14 protein-coding genes are annotated in these 15,172 nt (G+C 61.2%); 9 read left to right on the top strand and 5 right to left on the bottom strand.

Going from position 1 to position 15,172, the window contains the following annotated elements:
- The first annotated feature begins 7 nt into the window (after window positions 1–7).
- The 4 genes from fsa (at window position 8) to P8S53_RS00865 (ending at window position 3,136) form a co-directional block, all read left to right on the top strand.
- On the top strand, window positions 8–661 hold the full coding sequence (gene fsa / locus P8S53_RS00880) for a fructose-6-phosphate aldolase (RefSeq protein ID WP_277805285.1): 654 nt from the start codon (window positions 8–10) through the stop codon (window positions 659–661).
- Between the two features lie 58 nt (window positions 662–719).
- Window positions 720–1,439 (top strand): DUF484 family protein, encoded by a 720-nt coding sequence (locus P8S53_RS00875; RefSeq protein WP_277805284.1) that lies wholly within the window; start codon window positions 720–722, stop codon window positions 1,437–1,439.
- Window positions 1,436–2,374 (top strand): tyrosine recombinase XerC, encoded by a 939-nt coding sequence (locus tag P8S53_RS00870; RefSeq protein ID WP_277805283.1) that lies wholly within the window; start codon window positions 1,436–1,438, stop codon window positions 2,372–2,374. Before P8S53_RS00875 ends, P8S53_RS00870 begins: the two co-directional genes overlap by 4 nt.
- Window positions 2,375–2,437: 63 nt before the next feature.
- Window positions 2,438–3,136, top strand: coding sequence for a phosphatidylcholine/phosphatidylserine synthase (locus tag P8S53_RS00865; RefSeq protein WP_277805282.1), 699 nt, complete (start codon window positions 2,438–2,440; stop codon window positions 3,134–3,136).
- Between the two features lie 253 nt (window positions 3,137–3,389).
- Here P8S53_RS00865 and plsY read toward each other — a convergent pair whose 3' ends face one another.
- From plsY to P8S53_RS00845, 4 genes are all read right to left on the bottom strand, one after another.
- Window positions 3,390–4,001 (bottom strand): glycerol-3-phosphate 1-O-acyltransferase PlsY, encoded by a 612-nt coding sequence (plsY, locus tag P8S53_RS00860; RefSeq protein WP_277805281.1) that lies wholly within the window; start codon window positions 3,999–4,001, stop codon window positions 3,390–3,392.
- Between the two features lie 3 nt (window positions 4,002–4,004).
- Entirely contained in the window at window positions 4,005–5,279 is a 1,275-nt protein-coding gene (gene pyrC / locus P8S53_RS00855) for a dihydroorotase (RefSeq protein ID WP_277805280.1), read from the bottom strand.
- Between the two features lie 133 nt (window positions 5,280–5,412).
- Complete coding sequence (locus P8S53_RS00850; RefSeq protein ID WP_277805279.1) at window positions 5,413–5,883, bottom strand: hypothetical protein; 471 nt, start codon at window positions 5,881–5,883, stop codon at window positions 5,413–5,415.
- Window positions 5,876–6,844, bottom strand: a complete 969-nt coding sequence (locus P8S53_RS00845; RefSeq protein ID WP_277805278.1) for an aspartate carbamoyltransferase catalytic subunit — start codon at window positions 6,842–6,844, stop codon at window positions 5,876–5,878. The genes P8S53_RS00850 and P8S53_RS00845 overlap by 8 nt, the downstream gene beginning before the upstream one ends.
- 110 nt (window positions 6,845–6,954) lie before the next feature.
- Between P8S53_RS00845 and P8S53_RS00840 the strand changes: the two genes are divergently transcribed.
- The 4 genes from P8S53_RS00840 (at window position 6,955) to P8S53_RS00825 (ending at window position 13,350) form a co-directional block, all read left to right on the top strand.
- Complete coding sequence (locus P8S53_RS00840) at window positions 6,955–7,755, top strand: uracil-DNA glycosylase (protein ID WP_306417847.1); 801 nt, start codon at window positions 6,955–6,957, stop codon at window positions 7,753–7,755.
- On the top strand, window positions 7,752–8,294 hold the full coding sequence (gene moaB, locus P8S53_RS00835) for a molybdenum cofactor biosynthesis protein B (RefSeq protein ID WP_277805276.1): 543 nt from the start codon (window positions 7,752–7,754) through the stop codon (window positions 8,292–8,294). The genes P8S53_RS00840 and moaB overlap by 4 nt, the downstream gene beginning before the upstream one ends.
- An 86-nt stretch (window positions 8,295–8,380) precedes the next feature.
- The gene (locus tag P8S53_RS00830; protein WP_277805275.1) at window positions 8,381–9,889 is read left to right on the top strand and encodes an efflux RND transporter periplasmic adaptor subunit; all 1,509 of its coding nucleotides are present in this window, start codon (window positions 8,381–8,383) and stop codon (window positions 9,887–9,889) included.
- Between the two features lie 2 nt (window positions 9,890–9,891).
- Window positions 9,892–13,350, top strand: coding sequence for an efflux RND transporter permease subunit (locus P8S53_RS00825; protein WP_277805274.1), 3,459 nt, complete (start codon window positions 9,892–9,894; stop codon window positions 13,348–13,350).
- Here P8S53_RS00825 and P8S53_RS00820 read toward each other — a convergent pair.
- The gene (locus P8S53_RS00820; RefSeq protein ID WP_277805273.1) at window positions 13,326–14,147 is read right to left on the bottom strand and encodes a protein-disulfide reductase DsbD domain-containing protein; all 822 of its coding nucleotides are present in this window, start codon (window positions 14,145–14,147) and stop codon (window positions 13,326–13,328) included. The genes P8S53_RS00825 and P8S53_RS00820 overlap by 25 nt on opposite strands.
- A gap of 156 nt (window positions 14,148–14,303) precedes the next feature.
- Here P8S53_RS00820 and P8S53_RS00815 point away from each other — a divergent pair, with 156 nt between their 5' ends.
- Complete coding sequence (locus tag P8S53_RS00815) at window positions 14,304–14,888, top strand: YqgE/AlgH family protein (protein ID WP_277805272.1); 585 nt, start codon at window positions 14,304–14,306, stop codon at window positions 14,886–14,888.
- Window positions 14,889–15,172: the final 284 nt, after the last annotated feature.

The raw sequence follows: 15,172 nt of genomic DNA, 5'->3' as shown, positions 1-15,172 counted from the left end.
GCATGAAATGAAGTTCTTTGTCGATACTGCCGATGTAACCGCCATTCGTGAACTGAACGACCTTGGCATGGTGGACGGGGTGACAACCAACCCCTCGCTTATTCTGAAATCCGGCCGCGACATCATCGAAGTCACGCGCGAGATTTGCGGGATTGTCGAAGGCCCTGTTTCCGCCGAAGTGGTTTCGCTGAATGCGGATGCCATGATCGCCGAAGGCCGCAAGCTGGCCGAAATCGCGCCGAATATCACCGTGAAGCTGCCGTTGACATGGGACGGGCTGAAAGCGTGCAAGGTGCTGTCTGGCGAAGGCAAGATGGTCAATGTCACCTTGTGCTTCAGTGCCAATCAGGCGCTGCTGGCCGCGAAAGCGGGCGCTACGTTCATTTCGCCCTTCATCGGGCGGCTGGATGATCTGGCGCTGGACGGGATGGATGTGATCGAAGATATCCGCACCATCTATGACAATTACGGCTTTGAAACCCAGATTCTGGCGGCCTCTATCCGGTCGGTGAACCATGTTCTGGACGTGGCGCGCATTGGCGCAGATGTGATGACAGCGCCGCCCGAAGTCATCCGCAAACTGGCCAGCCACCCGCTGACCGATGCCGGTCTGGCACAATTCATGAAAGATTGGGAAAAAACAGGTCAAAAAATCCTGTAGGATTTGCTATAGTCCGCAGGAACAACAAAAAACGCAGCAGTCAACGGACAGGCACATCATGGCAGGAACAGCAGTCAAACCCGACGGGCTTGAAGAAATTCGCGCACGGATCATGTCGGACCCGGCCCTTATTCTGGACGACAAGGACGTGATGCGCGTGCTGGTGTCTGCCAGTGAACGCGGCATGGGAGATAACATCGTCGATTTGCGTGGTCTGGCCATGGAACGGCTGGAAGCGCGGCTTGACCGGCTGGAAGAAACCCACCGCGCCGTGATTGCTGCGGCCTATGAAAACCTGTCGGGCACAAACCAGATACACCGCGCGATCCTGCGCATGCTGGACCCCGACCAGTTCGAGGATTTTCTGCGCGATCTGGGCGGTGATGTGGCCGAAATCCTGCGGGTGGATGCCATAAAACTGGTGCTGGAAAGCCCCACCGCCACGCCCGACCCTGCGCTGGACCGGATTTCGAATGTCCTGTGCGTGGTCGCCCCGGGGTTTATCGACAGCTACATGTCGGCGGGGCGCGCGCAGCATTCGGGCCGGCAGGTCATATTGCGGCAGGCCATTCCGTCCACGGACCAACTGTATGGGGAGCGCAGTTCCGAGTTGCGGTCCGAGGCGTGCATGCGCCTTGATCTGGGCGCGCAACGACTGGGCGGGATGCTGGTTATGGCGTCGGACAATCCGCATATGTTCAAGCCGGGTCAGGGCACTGATTTGCTTGCGTTTTTTGCAGGCATATTCGAACGCTCAATGCGCCGCTGGCTGGCATGACAGCGGGCGGCCTGCATTTGTCCGCAGGCCAGCGTGACGCGTTGCAGACATGGCTGGACCAGATGCGCGCGTTGCATGATGCATCCGACCATACGCTTGACGGCTATACACGCGATGTCGGCGGGTTCCTTGGGTTTCTGGCGCTGCATCATGGTGGTGCGCAAGGGGTGTCCGTGCTGGGCCGCGTCACCTTGTCGGATATGCGGGCTTGGATGGCATCGGAACGCGCGCGCGGCATCAGCGGGCGCAGCCTTGCGCGGCAGCTATCCGCCGTCAAAGGGTTTGCCCGCTGGGTCGCAGAACGCGAAGACATGGACATCTCGGCAATCCTTGCGGCGCGTGCGCCCAAACACAAGCGCAACCTGCCGCGCCCCCTTAGCGAAACTGCCGCGCGTGATATGCTAAGCAATGTTGGCTTGCAGACACAGCAGGACTGGTCGGGATTGCGCGACACGGCTGTTCTGACGCTCCTATACGGGTGCGGTCTGCGCGTGTCAGAAGCGCTGTCGCTGACAGGCCGCGATGTGCCCTTGCGCGACATGCTGCGCATTACCGGCAAGGGGGGCAAGGAACGCATGGTCCCCGTCCTGCCCGTGGCGCGCGCGGCGGTTGCGGATTATGTGGCCGCCTGCCCCTATGAGCAAAGCGCGGGTGCGCCCCTGTTTCGCGCGCAGCGGGGGGGCGCATTGTCGCGCCGCCATATCGCGCGCGTCATGGAAGCAACGCGCATGCAGCTTGGACTGCCCGCCACAGCCACCCCGCACGCCTTGCGCCATTCCTTTGCCACGCATCTGCTGGCCGCAGGCGGGGATTTGCGCGCGATACAGGAATTGCTGGGGCATGCATCTTTACAATCGACGCAGGTTTACACAGCCGTCGACGCAACTAGGTTGATGGAAATATATGATTCCGCCCATCCCCGCGCGCAGGGCTGATTTCAGTCTGCGCCCCCATTCACAACACACGCCCATCTGTCGGCCAACCGAACCGAGGACAACGTGAAACTACATCTTCCCGCCTATTCGGTGCATCTGTTTACGGCCACAGGCGCCGTGTTTGCCATGCTTGCCCTGCTGGAAGCCGCACAGGGCGACTGGCCAATGATGTTTTTGTGGCTTGTCGTGGCCTTTGTTGTGGATGGTGTCGACGGGCCATTGGCGCGGCACTATCATGTGAAGGTGAATGCGCCCAATATTGACGGGGAATTGCTAGACCTGATCATTGATTACCTGACTTATGTGTTCATTCCGGCATTTGCCTTGTTTCAATCGAACCTGTTGCCGGGCTGGACAGGCTGGATCGCGATTATTGTGATCACCTTTGCCAGTGTGATCTATTTCGCAGATACGCGGATGAAAAACCCTGACAACAGCTTTCACGGGTTTCCGGCATGTTGGAACATGGCGGCGATTGTCATTTTCGCGGTTCAGCCAACGTTCTGGGTTATTCTGGGCATTGTCGGTTTTCTGGCTGTCGCCATGTTCACACCGCTGAAATTCATCCACCCCGTGCGCACCAGACGCTGGCGCGCGGTGTCACTGCCCGTGGCGCTGGTCTGGACAGTGCTGGCAGGGTGGTCGGCATGGGCAGGGTTTGCCCAGCCGCAAGCTGTCACATGGGGGTTGATTGCGACAACGCTGTATCTGGCCTTGGCTGGTATTGCACAGCAGATGCTGCGGGAGCGGCGTCAGGTCTGATCCGCGCAGTGCGGGGCGGTGTTTTGGAGCTGAAGGGGGTTGGCATGAATAAAGCCCGCGCCAGCGGTGGGCCGGGGTCTGCCGATCCGACATTGTAAGAATGCACTTTATGCAGGCTGCATACCCCCAAGATCACAGGCTTGGACTGCCATCAGAGTAATCGGCAGGCCGTGGGACGGCCAGACCTATGGCGCGGCGGCCTGCGGCCTTTGCTCCGCGCCTTGGGGCGCGTCTCCTTCAGGCCAATACCCCGTCAGCGCGGCTTGTTCTTGAAGCGTGGCTCGGTCCTTGCCCACAGGCGCCGAATATTTTCGCGGTGGGTGTAGAACACCAAAAGCTTCATCACCACCAGCAGCGCCACCAGCGACATATACCCCAGAAGCGCCGCATAGATCGAACTGAACCCGCAGGCCACCAGCGCCGAAAGCGACGAATAGCGGCTAAGTTTAAATGTCAGCAGCCATGTCGCACAGGTGGCCAGCCCCACGGGCCATGCCAGCGCAAGGGTTACCCCGATAAAGGTTGCAACACCCTTGCCCCCCCTGAACCCGATATAGACAGGATACAAATGCCCCAGAAACGCCGCCAGCGCCGCAACCTGCGCGGCGTCCGCCCCGATGGCCCACCACGCAATCAGCGCGGCAATGCCCCCCTTGGCCGCGTCCAGCAGGAATGTCAGCCCGCCCGCCAGCTTGTTGCCGGTGCGCATGACATTGGTGGCACCAATATTGCCCGACCCGATATCGCGCAGGTTGCCCAACCCCATCAGCTTCGCGATCACCACCCCAAAGGGCACAGACCCCAGCGCATAGGCCAGCAGCCCCACCACCCCCAGAACCCATATCGGTGCTATCAATTCGGGCATGATTCAGCCTTTCTGCCTGTGAACACAGACACCGCCAACATATGTCGCCAGCACGCGCCCTTCCATGCGGGCACCGTCAAAGGGGGTGTTCTTGGATTTCGATTGCAGCGTGAAGCGGTCCAGCACGAAGGGGGCGTCAGGGTCAAACAGCACCAGATCACCCGGCGCGCCAACAGACAGTCGCCCGCCCGGCAGACCCAGCCGCCGCGCCGGGTTCAGGGACATCGCGCGCCAGATCTGCGGCAGGGGCACGCCCTCGGAATGATACAGCCGCATTGCCGCAGGCAGCATCGTCTCCAGCCCGACCGCGCCGGCTGCCGCTTCTTCAAAGGGCAGGCGCTTTGACTCCTCATCCTGCGGGGTGTGCATGGAACAGATGATGTCGATCAGCCCGGATGCCACCCCCCCGACCATGGCGCGGCGGTCATCTTCGTGGCGCAGGGGCGGTGTGAACTTGAAGAACGTCCGGTAATCGCCCACATCCAGTTCATTCAGGGTCAGGTGGTGGATGGAAATGCCCGCCGTCACATCCAGCCCGTTGGCTTTCGCACGTTCCAGCGCGGGCAGGGTGCGCGCGCATGTCACCTGATCGGCGTGATAGCGCACGCCTGTCATTTCAACCAGTCCCATGTCGCGGTCGAAGCCCATACGCTCGGCCATGGGCGACACAGCGGGCAGACCGCGCAATGATGCGAATTTGCCACTGGTCGCGCAGGCCCCGCGCGACAGCCCCTGATCCTGCGGGTGGCCCACGATCAGCGCCCCCAGCCCCTTGGCATAGCTCATGCAGCGCGCAAGGATCTTTGTATCGGCCGTGACATTGCCACCATCGCTAAAGGCCACAGCGCCCGCATCCATCAAGAACCCGATTTCCGACATCTCGCGCCCTGCACGCCCGCGTGTCAGGGTTGCCATGGCCCGTATGTTGACGGGGGTGCGCGCGGTGGCGCGGCGGGTGACATATTCCAGCACTTCGGGCGTATCAATCGCAGGGTCGGTATCGGGGCGCATGACAATCGTGGTCACGCCCCCTTTGGCTGCGGCCAGCCCGGCTGTGCGCAGGCTTTCTTTATGCTGCGCGCCCGGCTCGCCCACCTGAACGCCCATATCGACAATGCCGGGGGCAAGGCATTTGCCCTTGCAGTCAATCTGTTCCGCGCCCTCCGGGCAGGGGCCGTCAATTTCCGCGATCATCCCGTCACGCACCAGCAATGTGCCAGTGCGTTCCTGCCCCGCTTCAGGGTCGATCAGGCGGGCATTGTGAAACCATGTCATCATCTGGCCAGTCTTCCCTGTGCATCATCTTGCCGAAAATACTCTCGGGGGGGACGGGCCGCAGGCCCGTGGGGGGCAGACGGCCCCCCCGCCTTGCCTGAAAGAGCCTTGCCCGAAAGAAAAGGTCTGATGGCCATCATGCCCCCTTGCGCCTGGCGCGCGTGTCGCGTGCGGCTTCAATCCGGGTCATGATCGCATCGGCACCTGCCACATGTTTGATCAGGTGCTTGTCACCGGTCTTGGTAATGATCTGGATGTCGCCGAACAGGCGGCGCACCTTTTCCAGTTCCAGCAGGTAGACCTGCCGACCGCCGGGGCCGATCAGGCGCATATTCGTCAGAACCCAGTTGAATTTCATCTGTTCGGAATAAAGCCATATACCCCGCACAACCAGCGCCAGAACCGCGCCCAAAGACCCGATGGCCACATGATCAGAGCCGATGAAGGCCAGCACCATGCCCACCACACCCATGCCCAACACCGCCATCACACCATGATCGCGCCAATAGGTGGCCTTGTCGGACCGGATGTCGTGCAGTTTCTTCTCGCCCGGCTCCGGCTCAAAAACCGTCTCGCCCAGTGTGCTCTCGCGGATCTGCTCACCCATGATCGACCGTCCTTAGCCGTTCGCTTTCGCGCTTGCGGCGCAGATTGCCCGCAAGCAGGTCCATTGCTGCCATGCGCACCGCGACCCCCATTTCCACTTGTTCCTGAATGACTGACCGGTTGATGTCATCGGCAATGGCCCCGTCAATTTCCACACCCCTGTTCATCGGGCCGGGATGCATGACAATGGCATCTTCCTTTGCATAGGCCAGCTTTTCGGCGTCCAGCCCGTAGCGGTGGAAATATTCGCGTTCGGACGGCACAAACCCCCCGTCCATGCGTTCGCGTTGCAGGCGCAGCATCATCACGACATCTGCCCCTTCCAGCCCTGCGCGCATGTCGTCAAACACCTCGACCCCGAATTCGGCCACTTGTGCGGGCATCAAGGTCGGCGGGCCGACCAGCCGCACGCGGCTTTCCGTCTTGCCCAGAAGCAGCAGGTTTGACCGCGCGACGCGGCTATGGGCAATATCGCCGCAAATGGCCACCGTCAGCCGGTGCAGCCGTCCCTTGGCGCGCCTTATGGTCAGGGCATCCAGCAGCGCCTGCGTGGGGTGTTCGTGCTTGCCGTCGCCTGCATTCAGCACTGCGCAATTCACCTTTTCGGCCAGCAGGTTGACCGCGCCGGAACTGCCATGGCGCACCACCAGCAAATCGGGGTGCATGGCGTTCAGGGTCAGCGCCGTGTCAATCAGTGTCTCGCCTTTCTTCAGGCTGGAATGCGCCATTGCCATATTCATGACATCTGCGCCCAGCCGTTTGCCAGCCAGTTCAAAACTGGCCTGTGTGCGGGTGGATGCTTCGAAAAACATGTTGATCTGGGTCATGCCCGCCAGCACCGTCGCGTGCTTCTCGGCAGAGCGGTTCAGCGCGACATAGTCTTCGGCCAGATCAAGAATTGCGGTGATTTCTTCGGGCCGCAGCGGCTCTATCCCCAGCAGGTGGTTTTGCGTGAATGTCATTTCGCACCTTCTGAAGCCGACAGTTGCACCGTTATAGAAACCGTGCGCCATAACGACAAGGCCGCTTTACGCGCAGGGCGCGCTCCGGCATATGTTTGGGTATGACGATGATGGCACCTTGGGAAACAGACTGGCATATCGCGCGCGCCGCCCTTGAGTGGCAGCTTGATATGGGCGTGGATGAAGCGATTGGTGATGCGCCTGTCAGCCGCTATGACCTGCCTGACAAGCGTGAAACGGCGCAGGCACCGGCGCAAGCGTCGGTTGCTGTCCCCGCGGGGACAGGCGTTGCACCGGCGGCAGACCCTGTCGCACTGGCACGTCACGCCGCCGAATCAGCGGGGGATCTGGCAGCGCTTCAGGCCGCACTGGCCGCGTATGATCATTGCGAACTGAAACTGGGCGCGCGCAATCTGGTCTTTGCCGACGGCCAGCCCAATGCCCGCGTCATGATCGTGGGCGAGGCCCCGGGCCGCGAGGAGGACCGCCAGGGCAGGCCCTTCGTGGGCGAGGCAGGCCAGCTTCTGGACCGCATGTTTGCCGCCATCAGCATGGGGCGCGACAACCCCGACCCGTCCAAGGCGCTGTATATCACCAATATCCTGCCATGGCGGCCCCCGCAAAACCGTGACCCGTCCAGTGACGAACGCGCCATGATGCGCCCGTTTGTGCAGCGTCATATTGAACTGATTGACCCTGACATCCTTATCCTGATGGGGCGTATATCGGCGGGCACATTGCTGGAAACATCCGAAGGAATCACACGTTTGCGCGGGCAATGGCGCGATGTCATGGGCCGTCCCTGCCTGCCGATGCTGCATCCGGCATATCTGTTGCGCAACCCGCCGATGAAACGCCATGCATGGGCGGACCTGTTGTCGCTGCAAGCCAGATTAAGGGATACGACATGACACGCCTTGATGACGATACCCCCTTTGTTCCTGTGCGTTTTGCCGTGCTGACGGTGTCTGACACGCGTGATGCCGCATCGGATAAATCCGGCGACACGCTGGCCCAACGCATAGAAACTGCGGGGCATATTCTTGCCGCGCGCGACATTTTGCGCGACGAACGCAGCGATATTGCAGCACGGTTGCGCGACTGGTGCGCGAACCCTGAAATTGATGCCATACTGACAACCGGCGGCACCGGCCTGACCGGACGCGATGTCACGGTCGAGGCCCACCGCGATGTCTATGAAAAGGAAATCGACGCGTTCGGGACCATTTTCACGATTGTTTCCATGCAAAAGATCGGCACATCGGCCATCCAGTCGCGCGCCTGTGCGGGGGTTGCGCAGGGCACATATCTGTTTGCACTGCCCGGATCACCCGGTGCGTGCCGTGATGCATGGGATGAAATTCTGGCCTATCAGTTCGACTATCGGCACCGTCCTTGTAACTTTGTCGAGATTTTTCCCCGTCTGGATGAACATCTGCGACGGAAATAAATAATTCCACGCTATAGGGGGGTGAACCAAAGCTGCGTTTGCGGCGTAATATCTGTGCGCGCGCCATAATCCTGACCGGAGAGATCATGCGTTTTCTGACCCGAAGCCTTGTTGCGCTGTTGCTGGCGTCAGTGTCCGTGGGTGCATTGGGTTATGCCGGATACACGCTTGTCACTGCCATGCAAGACCGCAACGAGGCCACGGGCAGGCCCGCCGCAGGGCGCGAACGCGTGTTCACAGTGCGTGCAGTCACGGTGACACCGGCGGAAATTTCACCAATATTGTCGGCCTTTGGCGAAGTGCGCACCCAACGCGAACTGGAACTGCGCGCCCCTTTGGGGGGGCGCGTGATGGAAGTGGCGCAGGGGTTTGAAGATGGCGCCGAAGTTGCGCAAGGGCAGCTTTTGTTCCGCATCGACCCCGCAGATGCGGAATCTGCACTGGCACTGGCGCAATCGGACCTGACGCGCGCGGGCGCTGAATTGCGCGACGCTGAACGCGCGCTGGAACTGGCCGCCGAAGATGTGGACGCCGCACAGGCGCAGTTTGACCTGCGCGAACGCGCGCTGACGCGCAGGCAGGGGCTGGCCGAACGGGGCGTGTCCACCGAAGCTGCACTGGAAGAAGCGGAACTTGCGCTGTCATCGGCGCGTCAGGCCGTTGTCGGGCGCAGACAGGCGCAGGCGCAAGCGGATGCGCGTGTCGATCAGGCACGCACCGCGCTGGAGCGTCAGCAAATATCGGTAGACGAGGCGCAGCGCAGGCTGGATGACACACGCGTCCATGCCAGTTTCACCGGAACGCTGACCGATGTGAACATCGTCGAAGGCCGCATTGTGAACACCAGCGAGCAGTTGGCGCGCATCATCGACCCCGCCGCACTGGAAGTGTCGGTCCGCCTGTCCACGGCCCAATATTTGCGCCTGCTGGATGATGGTGGCGCGCTTCGCGATACGGGGGCGGATATCGTGCTGGACGTGGCAGGGTTTGAAATTACGTCGCCGGGGCGGGTGTTGCGGGCCTCTGCCACGGTCGAGCAGGGCCAAAGCGGGCGGCGACTGTTTGTGGAACTGAACGCCCCGCGCGGGTTCAGACCCGGCGATTTTGTGACTGTGCGCCTTCAGGAACCGGCCTTGCAGAATGTGGCGGTGGTGCCTGCCACGGCGGTGACCGCGCGCGGTGAAGTGCTGGTTATCAGTGATGACAACCGCCTGCGCGCAGCACCCGTCAATGTGCTGCGCAGGCAAGGCGATGATGTGATTATCAATGCCGAAGGACTTGCCGGATTTGAAATCGTGCGCGAAGTCACGCCCAATCTGGGCAGCGGTATTCAGGTGCGGCCATTGCGCGAAAACGCCGATGGAACGCCCGCCGAACAGGCTGCTGAAATGGTGACACTGGATGCCGGCCGCCGCGCGCAACTGATCGCGCAGGTCGAAGAAAACACCGGCATGCCCGAACAGGTGCGCGCGCGCATGATTGCGCAACTGTCCGAAGATCAGGTGCCTGCGCAGATGATTGAACGTATTGAGAATGGTGGTGGCGGTGACACGGGCGGTGGTCGTGGTCGCGGTGGCCCGATGGGCGGGGGCTGAACATGACCGACCAGACCGTATTGCGCGCGGCAAAGGACCGGCTTGCGGTTCGGGCGCTGGGCATATTCCGCTATTTCACCCGCCACAGAACGGCTGCGAACCTGTTGCTGGTGGTCATGCTTGTGTCGGGGCTGGCGGCCATTCCGCAAATGCGCGCGCAGTTTTTCCCCGATGTGGTGGTCGACAATATTCGCATCGACATCCGCTGGTCAGGGGCGGGCGCGGAAGATGTGGATGCCGCCATTGTGCAGCTTGTCAGCCCGACATTGCAGGCCGTGGACGGGGTGGCCCAGGTTTCCAGCCAGTCGAACGAAGGGCGCGCGCGCTTCACGCTGGAGTTTGAGACAGGCTGGGATATGGCGCGCGCCAGTGCTGATGTGCAAGATGCCCTCGATACGGTCAGCAACCTGCCCGATGATGCCGACGACCCTGTTGCGCGCCGGTCCGGCTGGTCGGACCGTGTGACGAATGTGGTTGTGACCGGCCCCGTGGCGGTGGAACAGCTGGCCCGCTTTGCCGATGAATTTGCCGCGCGGCTGTTTGATGACGGGATTACCCGCGTCAGCGTGTCAGGGGTGGCCAGCGCCGAAGTCATGGTTGAACTGCCTGCGCGCAACCTGATCGAACACGACATTGGCATGGCCGATATCGCGCAGGCCATTCGCGCCACAATCAGCATGGACCCCACAGGCGATGTGTCATCCGGCGCATCGCGCGTGCGCACCGGCACGGAACGACGCAGTGCGACAGAAATTGAAAGCATCGCCCTGCGCACGCGCGCTGACGGGTCGGTGTTGCGCATTGGCGACATTGCGAGCGTCAGCGAAGGCATGATCGACCGTGACCGTGGCTTTTTCGTGGGGGAAAACCCCGCGATTACCATGCGTGTCCACAGATCCGAACAGGGCGACGCCATCGCCATTCAGGCCCGCGTCGAACAGCTGGCCCAGCAAATGAACGCCAATCTGCCCGAAGGCACGCGTATTGAACTGGTCTCGACACGGGCGGAATATATTTCAGGCCGGATCATGCTGCTGGTCAAGAACGGGTTGCTGGGGCTGGGGCTGGTGGTCGTGCTGCTGTTTTTGTTTTTGAACGCGCGCACGGCATTCTGGGTGTCTGCGGGCATACCGGCGGCGATGCTGGCCGCGATTGCGGTCATGTATCTGATGGGGCTAAGTTTCAACATGATCTCGCTTTTTGCGCTGATCATCACGCTTGGGATTGTGGTGGATGATGCCATTGTCGTGGGCGAACATGCAGATTACCGCGCCCGCGAACTGGGCGAGGACCCCGCGCAGGCCGCTGAAAACGCCGCAACCCGGATGGCGCAGCCGGTTTTTGCCGCAACCGTGACCACCATTCTGGCCTTTGGGGCGCTTATCTTGGTGGGCGGGCGTTTTGGCACATTGATTGCCGATATTCCGCTGACAGTGATTGCGGTTCTGATCGCGTCACTGGTGGAATGTTTTCTGATCCTGCCCAATCACATGTATCACGCCATTGCCAGCGGGTTGAAACAGCGTTGGTATGACTGGCCATCGCGGCAGGTCAATCGCGGTTTTCGCTGGGTGCGCGAACGCGGGTTCCGCCCGCTTATGCGTTTTGTCGTGTTTGCCCGCTATCCGGTTGTTGCGGCCCTGATTGCGCTGTTGGCCATGCAGGCGGCATTTCTTGTGCGCGGGGATCTGCCGTTTCGGTTCTTTAATTCGCCCGAGCAGGGCTCGATCACCGGCAACATCGTCATGAATGACGGTGCCAGTCGTGAAGATACGCTTGAAATGCTGCGCGAAATGCAGCGCGCGACCGATGTGGTCATCGCAAATGCCATTGAAGAAGACGGGCGCGACCCGACCACCTTTGTCATGGTCGAGGTTGGCGGGCAATCGGGCCGCCCGTCTGCGGCTGCCGAAAACAAGGACGCGCATCTGCTGGGGTCCATCAGCATTGAACTTGTTGATGCCGATTCCCGCGCCATCACATCCTTCGCGTTCGCATCTGCCTTGCAGGACGAAGTGCGCCCGCACCCCCGTATGGAAGAACTGTCCTTCCGGTCATTGGGCACAGGGCCGGGCGGGGATTCGCTATCGGTTGATCTGGCGGGTGGCGATTCCGAAACGCTGAAGGCTGCGGCGGACGCGCTGCGCGTTGCGCTTGCGCCCTTTCCCGAGATCACAGGACTTGAAGACAGCCTGCCCTATGACAAATCCGAACTTCTGCTGGAACTGACCCCGCAGGGGCAGGCGCTGGGGTTCACCATCGACGGTTTGTCGCGCGATCTGCGCAATCGCCTGTCCGGGGTCGAGGCCGCGACCTTCCCCGATGGTATCCGCACCGGACGCGTGCGCGTGGAGTTGCCAGAGGCAGAGCGCGCCGCCGATTTTCTGGACAGCATGATGATGCGCGCCGAGTCGGGGGCATATGTGCCCTTGGGCGACATTGTGTCTGTGCGCGAACGGCAGGGGTTTTCGACAGTCCGGCGTGAAAACGGGGTGCGCGTGGTGACCGTCAGCGGCGATCTGTCCGAAGATGACCCCGCGCGCGCACGCGAAGTGTCCCTTGCGCTGACCGCGCAGATACTGCCCCAGCTGGAAGCCGATTTTGGCATAACGACACGCCTGTCGGGGCAGGCGGAACAGGAACGCGAATTCATGTCCGATGCCGCGATCGGGTTAAGCCTGTGCCTGATGCTGATTTATCTGACGCTGGCATGGGTGTTTTCCAGCTGGACACGCCCGCTGGTTGTCATGTCGGTCATCCCCTTTGGCATGATCGGGGTGATTTACGGCCATGTCAGCTGGAATATGGCCATGTCGATGTTTTCGATTGTCGGTGTCATCGGCATGGTCGGGATCATCATCAACGATTCCATCGTGCTGGTGACAACTGTGGACCAATACGCCCGCGACAGGGGGCTGATACCGTCTATTATTGATGCGGCCTGTGACCGGTTGCGCCCCGTTCTTTTGACCACGTTGACCACGGTTCTGGGCCTTAGCCCGCTGTTGTTCGAAACGTCGACAGAAGCCGAATTTCTGAAACCCACTGTTATTACACTGTCCTACGGGCTTGGTTTCGGTATGGTGATTGTGCTGCTGCTGGTGCCTGCGGTTCTGGCCATCGGGCATGATGTGCAGCGCCAGTTCGTGTCGTTGCGGCGGGCGTTTGCGTATCCCGTGCGGGGGCGTGGCGTTCTGGCGGTGCCTGTTCTGGCGGCGGTGGCGCTGGTGCTGTGGTTTGCGGCCACCATGGGGGCCGTGTTCTGGGACGGGGCGTTGCCGGGCGGGCTGGCGCGCCTTGCGTCCGGTGTCGCATCCACCCCGCTTGGGGCTGCATTGGTGCTGTTTCTGGCCGGATCGGTGCTGGCGCTGGCGTTGGGCTGGCTTATTGGCGCTGTGGCCGTGTGGCTGTCACACCGGACGGTGTCTGTGCAAGATCACGGCGCGAGCGAGCAGCCCTGATGACTAAGCGTTCCATTCTCGCTGACAAGGCTGACCCTGACCGCCGAGCGGTCGACCGCACCCACCTGTCCTGATTTCGAACGCAGTCTGGTCTGGCCGGTAATGGTTCCACCATTGCGGTGCGATGGCAGGATGTGCCCGCGCAACCCCTGACCGGGCAATTCCACCAACAGGAATTCGCGGTTGCCGGTGTTGGGGATATCCATGTTCACACTTAGCCGCAGGCCGCGTTTGTCGGTGTCAAATTCGCAGCTTAATCCGCGCAAGCCCGCAGCACGGGCCGTGCCGGGCCTGCGGGTCAGCGCGCTTGCGATAATGGTGTCATGCTGCCCGCCGCCATTCAGCGTGGTCTGCACCCGCAGATCGACAGGCACGCAAATGTCGTCGCACACGCCAATGCTTAGGGTGGCATCAAAACTGATGGGGGCGCCCGGATCGGTGGGCGTCAGTTCAACCGGCAGGACAAGTTCATCTGCATAGCCGATGCTGTTATACCCCGATTTCTGAAACAGTTGCGGTTCAGGCCAATGAATGCGGACCTGTTCCAGATTGGATGATGCAGCCCAGTCCAGCCGCGGCGCGATACCGCTTTCGCCGGGATGACGCCAATAGGTGATCCAGTCGGGTGACAGTTTCAGATGCAAGGCGGCGATATATGTCCCCGAATCGGTCTTCCACCCCGAACGTATTCCGGCCTGAACCAGATCTGACGGAACGGGGCTTTGCGATTGCGCCGCGAATGGCGACAGCAAGGCGGCGGCAAGTGCTGCAGCACGGAGCGGGGAATTTATGTTCATGTGATCTAGATTCCCTGTTCGGCGCTGAAACGGAAGTCACAAATCAGCGACCACAAGCGGCTGTGACATCTTCGTGTCATGCTTGTCCGGTTCTTTCGCTTGGCAACGCCTTTGAAGCTGGGCATTGTAAAATTCAAGATGTTAAGATTGTGACCAATGGCCAGCCTGACCGGAAAACTTCTGATTGCAACACCCGCAATGCCTGATCCGCGTTTCGCGCATGCTGTGGTTTTTCTGTGCGCGCAATCCGGTGAAGGCACGATGGGGCTGATCATCAACAAGCCCCTGCCGGACCTGACGATCCAGAAACTGGCACATCACCTGCAACTTGCGGGCGCGGGTGCGCATTCGGGGCTTGCCGATGGTGGCGAGGTTGCCGACGGGCCGGTTCATTTTGGCGGTCCGGTCGAAACCGGTCGCGGGTTTGTGCTGCATTCGCAGGATTATTTCAGCGCGGATGGCAGTGTTCAGGTCATGGACGGGCTTGTTCTGACAACATCCAGCGATGTTCTGGCAGGCATGGCGCGGGGACAGGGACCAGCCCATGCAATCGCTGCACTGGGATATGCCGGTTGGGGGGCTGAACAGCTGGAGCGGGAACTGCATTCCGGCGGCTGGTTGCTGGCCGACGCTGACCCCGATTTGCTGTTTGCCACGCCGGACGGCGAAAAATGGGACAAAACGCTGCGCAGTATCGGCGTTGACCCGCGCATGCTGTCAGGGCGCATAGGCCACGCATAAGGGCTGACAGGATCATGACGCCCTGCGATCGGCGGGGTGGGGGGGGCGCTGAGGGAGCGTTGAGAGTTCCCAAGGCGCGGAATCAAGGGCGCAGCCCGCCGCGCCATCGGTGGGCCGTCCCGCGGCCTGCCGATTTGGCTGATGGCAGGCCAAGCGATTTAAGTAAGGGGTATGCAGCCGGCATAAAGTGAACTTCACTGGCGTCGGACCGGCAAAACCCGGCCCACCGCTGGCGCGGGCTTTATCCATAGCGCCAACGTCCCCTACCACCCAACCGGATGTTT

The organism is Roseinatronobacter sp. S2 (genome assembly GCF_029581395.1).
Classification (GTDB): Bacteria; Pseudomonadota; Alphaproteobacteria; order Rhodobacterales; family Rhodobacteraceae; genus Roseinatronobacter.
The sequence above is the reverse complement of the archived record's forward strand: the minus strand, read 5'-3'. Positions and strand labels throughout refer to the sequence as shown.

What these genes read in the sequence shown, in the direction of transcription:
- moaB (WP_277805276.1), top strand. Translation starts at nt 7,752, where the DNA reads ATGACACGCCTTGATGACGATACCCCCTTTGTTCCTGTGCGTTTTGCC.
- P8S53_RS00850 (WP_277805279.1), bottom strand. Translation starts at nt 5,883, where the DNA reads ATGGGTGAGCAGATCCGCGAGAGCACACTGGGCGAGACGGTTTTTGAG.
- P8S53_RS00825 (WP_277805274.1), top strand. Translation starts at nt 9,892, where the DNA reads ATGACCGACCAGACCGTATTGCGCGCGGCAAAGGACCGGCTTGCGGTT.
- P8S53_RS00830 (WP_277805275.1), top strand. Translation starts at nt 8,381, where the DNA reads ATGCGTTTTCTGACCCGAAGCCTTGTTGCGCTGTTGCTGGCGTCAGTG.
- fsa (WP_277805285.1), top strand. Translation starts at nt 8, where the DNA reads ATGAAGTTCTTTGTCGATACTGCCGATGTAACCGCCATTCGTGAACTG.
- pyrC (WP_277805280.1), bottom strand. Translation starts at nt 5,279, where the DNA reads ATGATGACATGGTTTCACAATGCCCGCCTGATCGACCCTGAAGCGGGG.
- P8S53_RS00875 (WP_277805284.1), top strand. Translation starts at nt 720, where the DNA reads ATGGCAGGAACAGCAGTCAAACCCGACGGGCTTGAAGAAATTCGCGCA.
- P8S53_RS00820 (WP_277805273.1), bottom strand. Translation starts at nt 14,147, where the DNA reads ATGAACATAAATTCCCCGCTCCGTGCTGCAGCACTTGCCGCCGCCTTG.
- P8S53_RS00845 (WP_277805278.1), bottom strand. Translation starts at nt 6,844, where the DNA reads ATGACATTCACGCAAAACCACCTGCTGGGGATAGAGCCGCTGCGGCCC.
- P8S53_RS00815 (WP_277805272.1), top strand. Translation starts at nt 14,304, where the DNA reads ATGGCCAGCCTGACCGGAAAACTTCTGATTGCAACACCCGCAATGCCT.
- plsY (WP_277805281.1), bottom strand. Translation starts at nt 4,001, where the DNA reads ATGCCCGAATTGATAGCACCGATATGGGTTCTGGGGGTGGTGGGGCTG.
- P8S53_RS00870 (WP_277805283.1), top strand. Translation starts at nt 1,436, where the DNA reads ATGACAGCGGGCGGCCTGCATTTGTCCGCAGGCCAGCGTGACGCGTTG.
- P8S53_RS00840 (WP_306417847.1), top strand. Translation starts at nt 6,955, where the DNA reads ATGGCACCTTGGGAAACAGACTGGCATATCGCGCGCGCCGCCCTTGAG.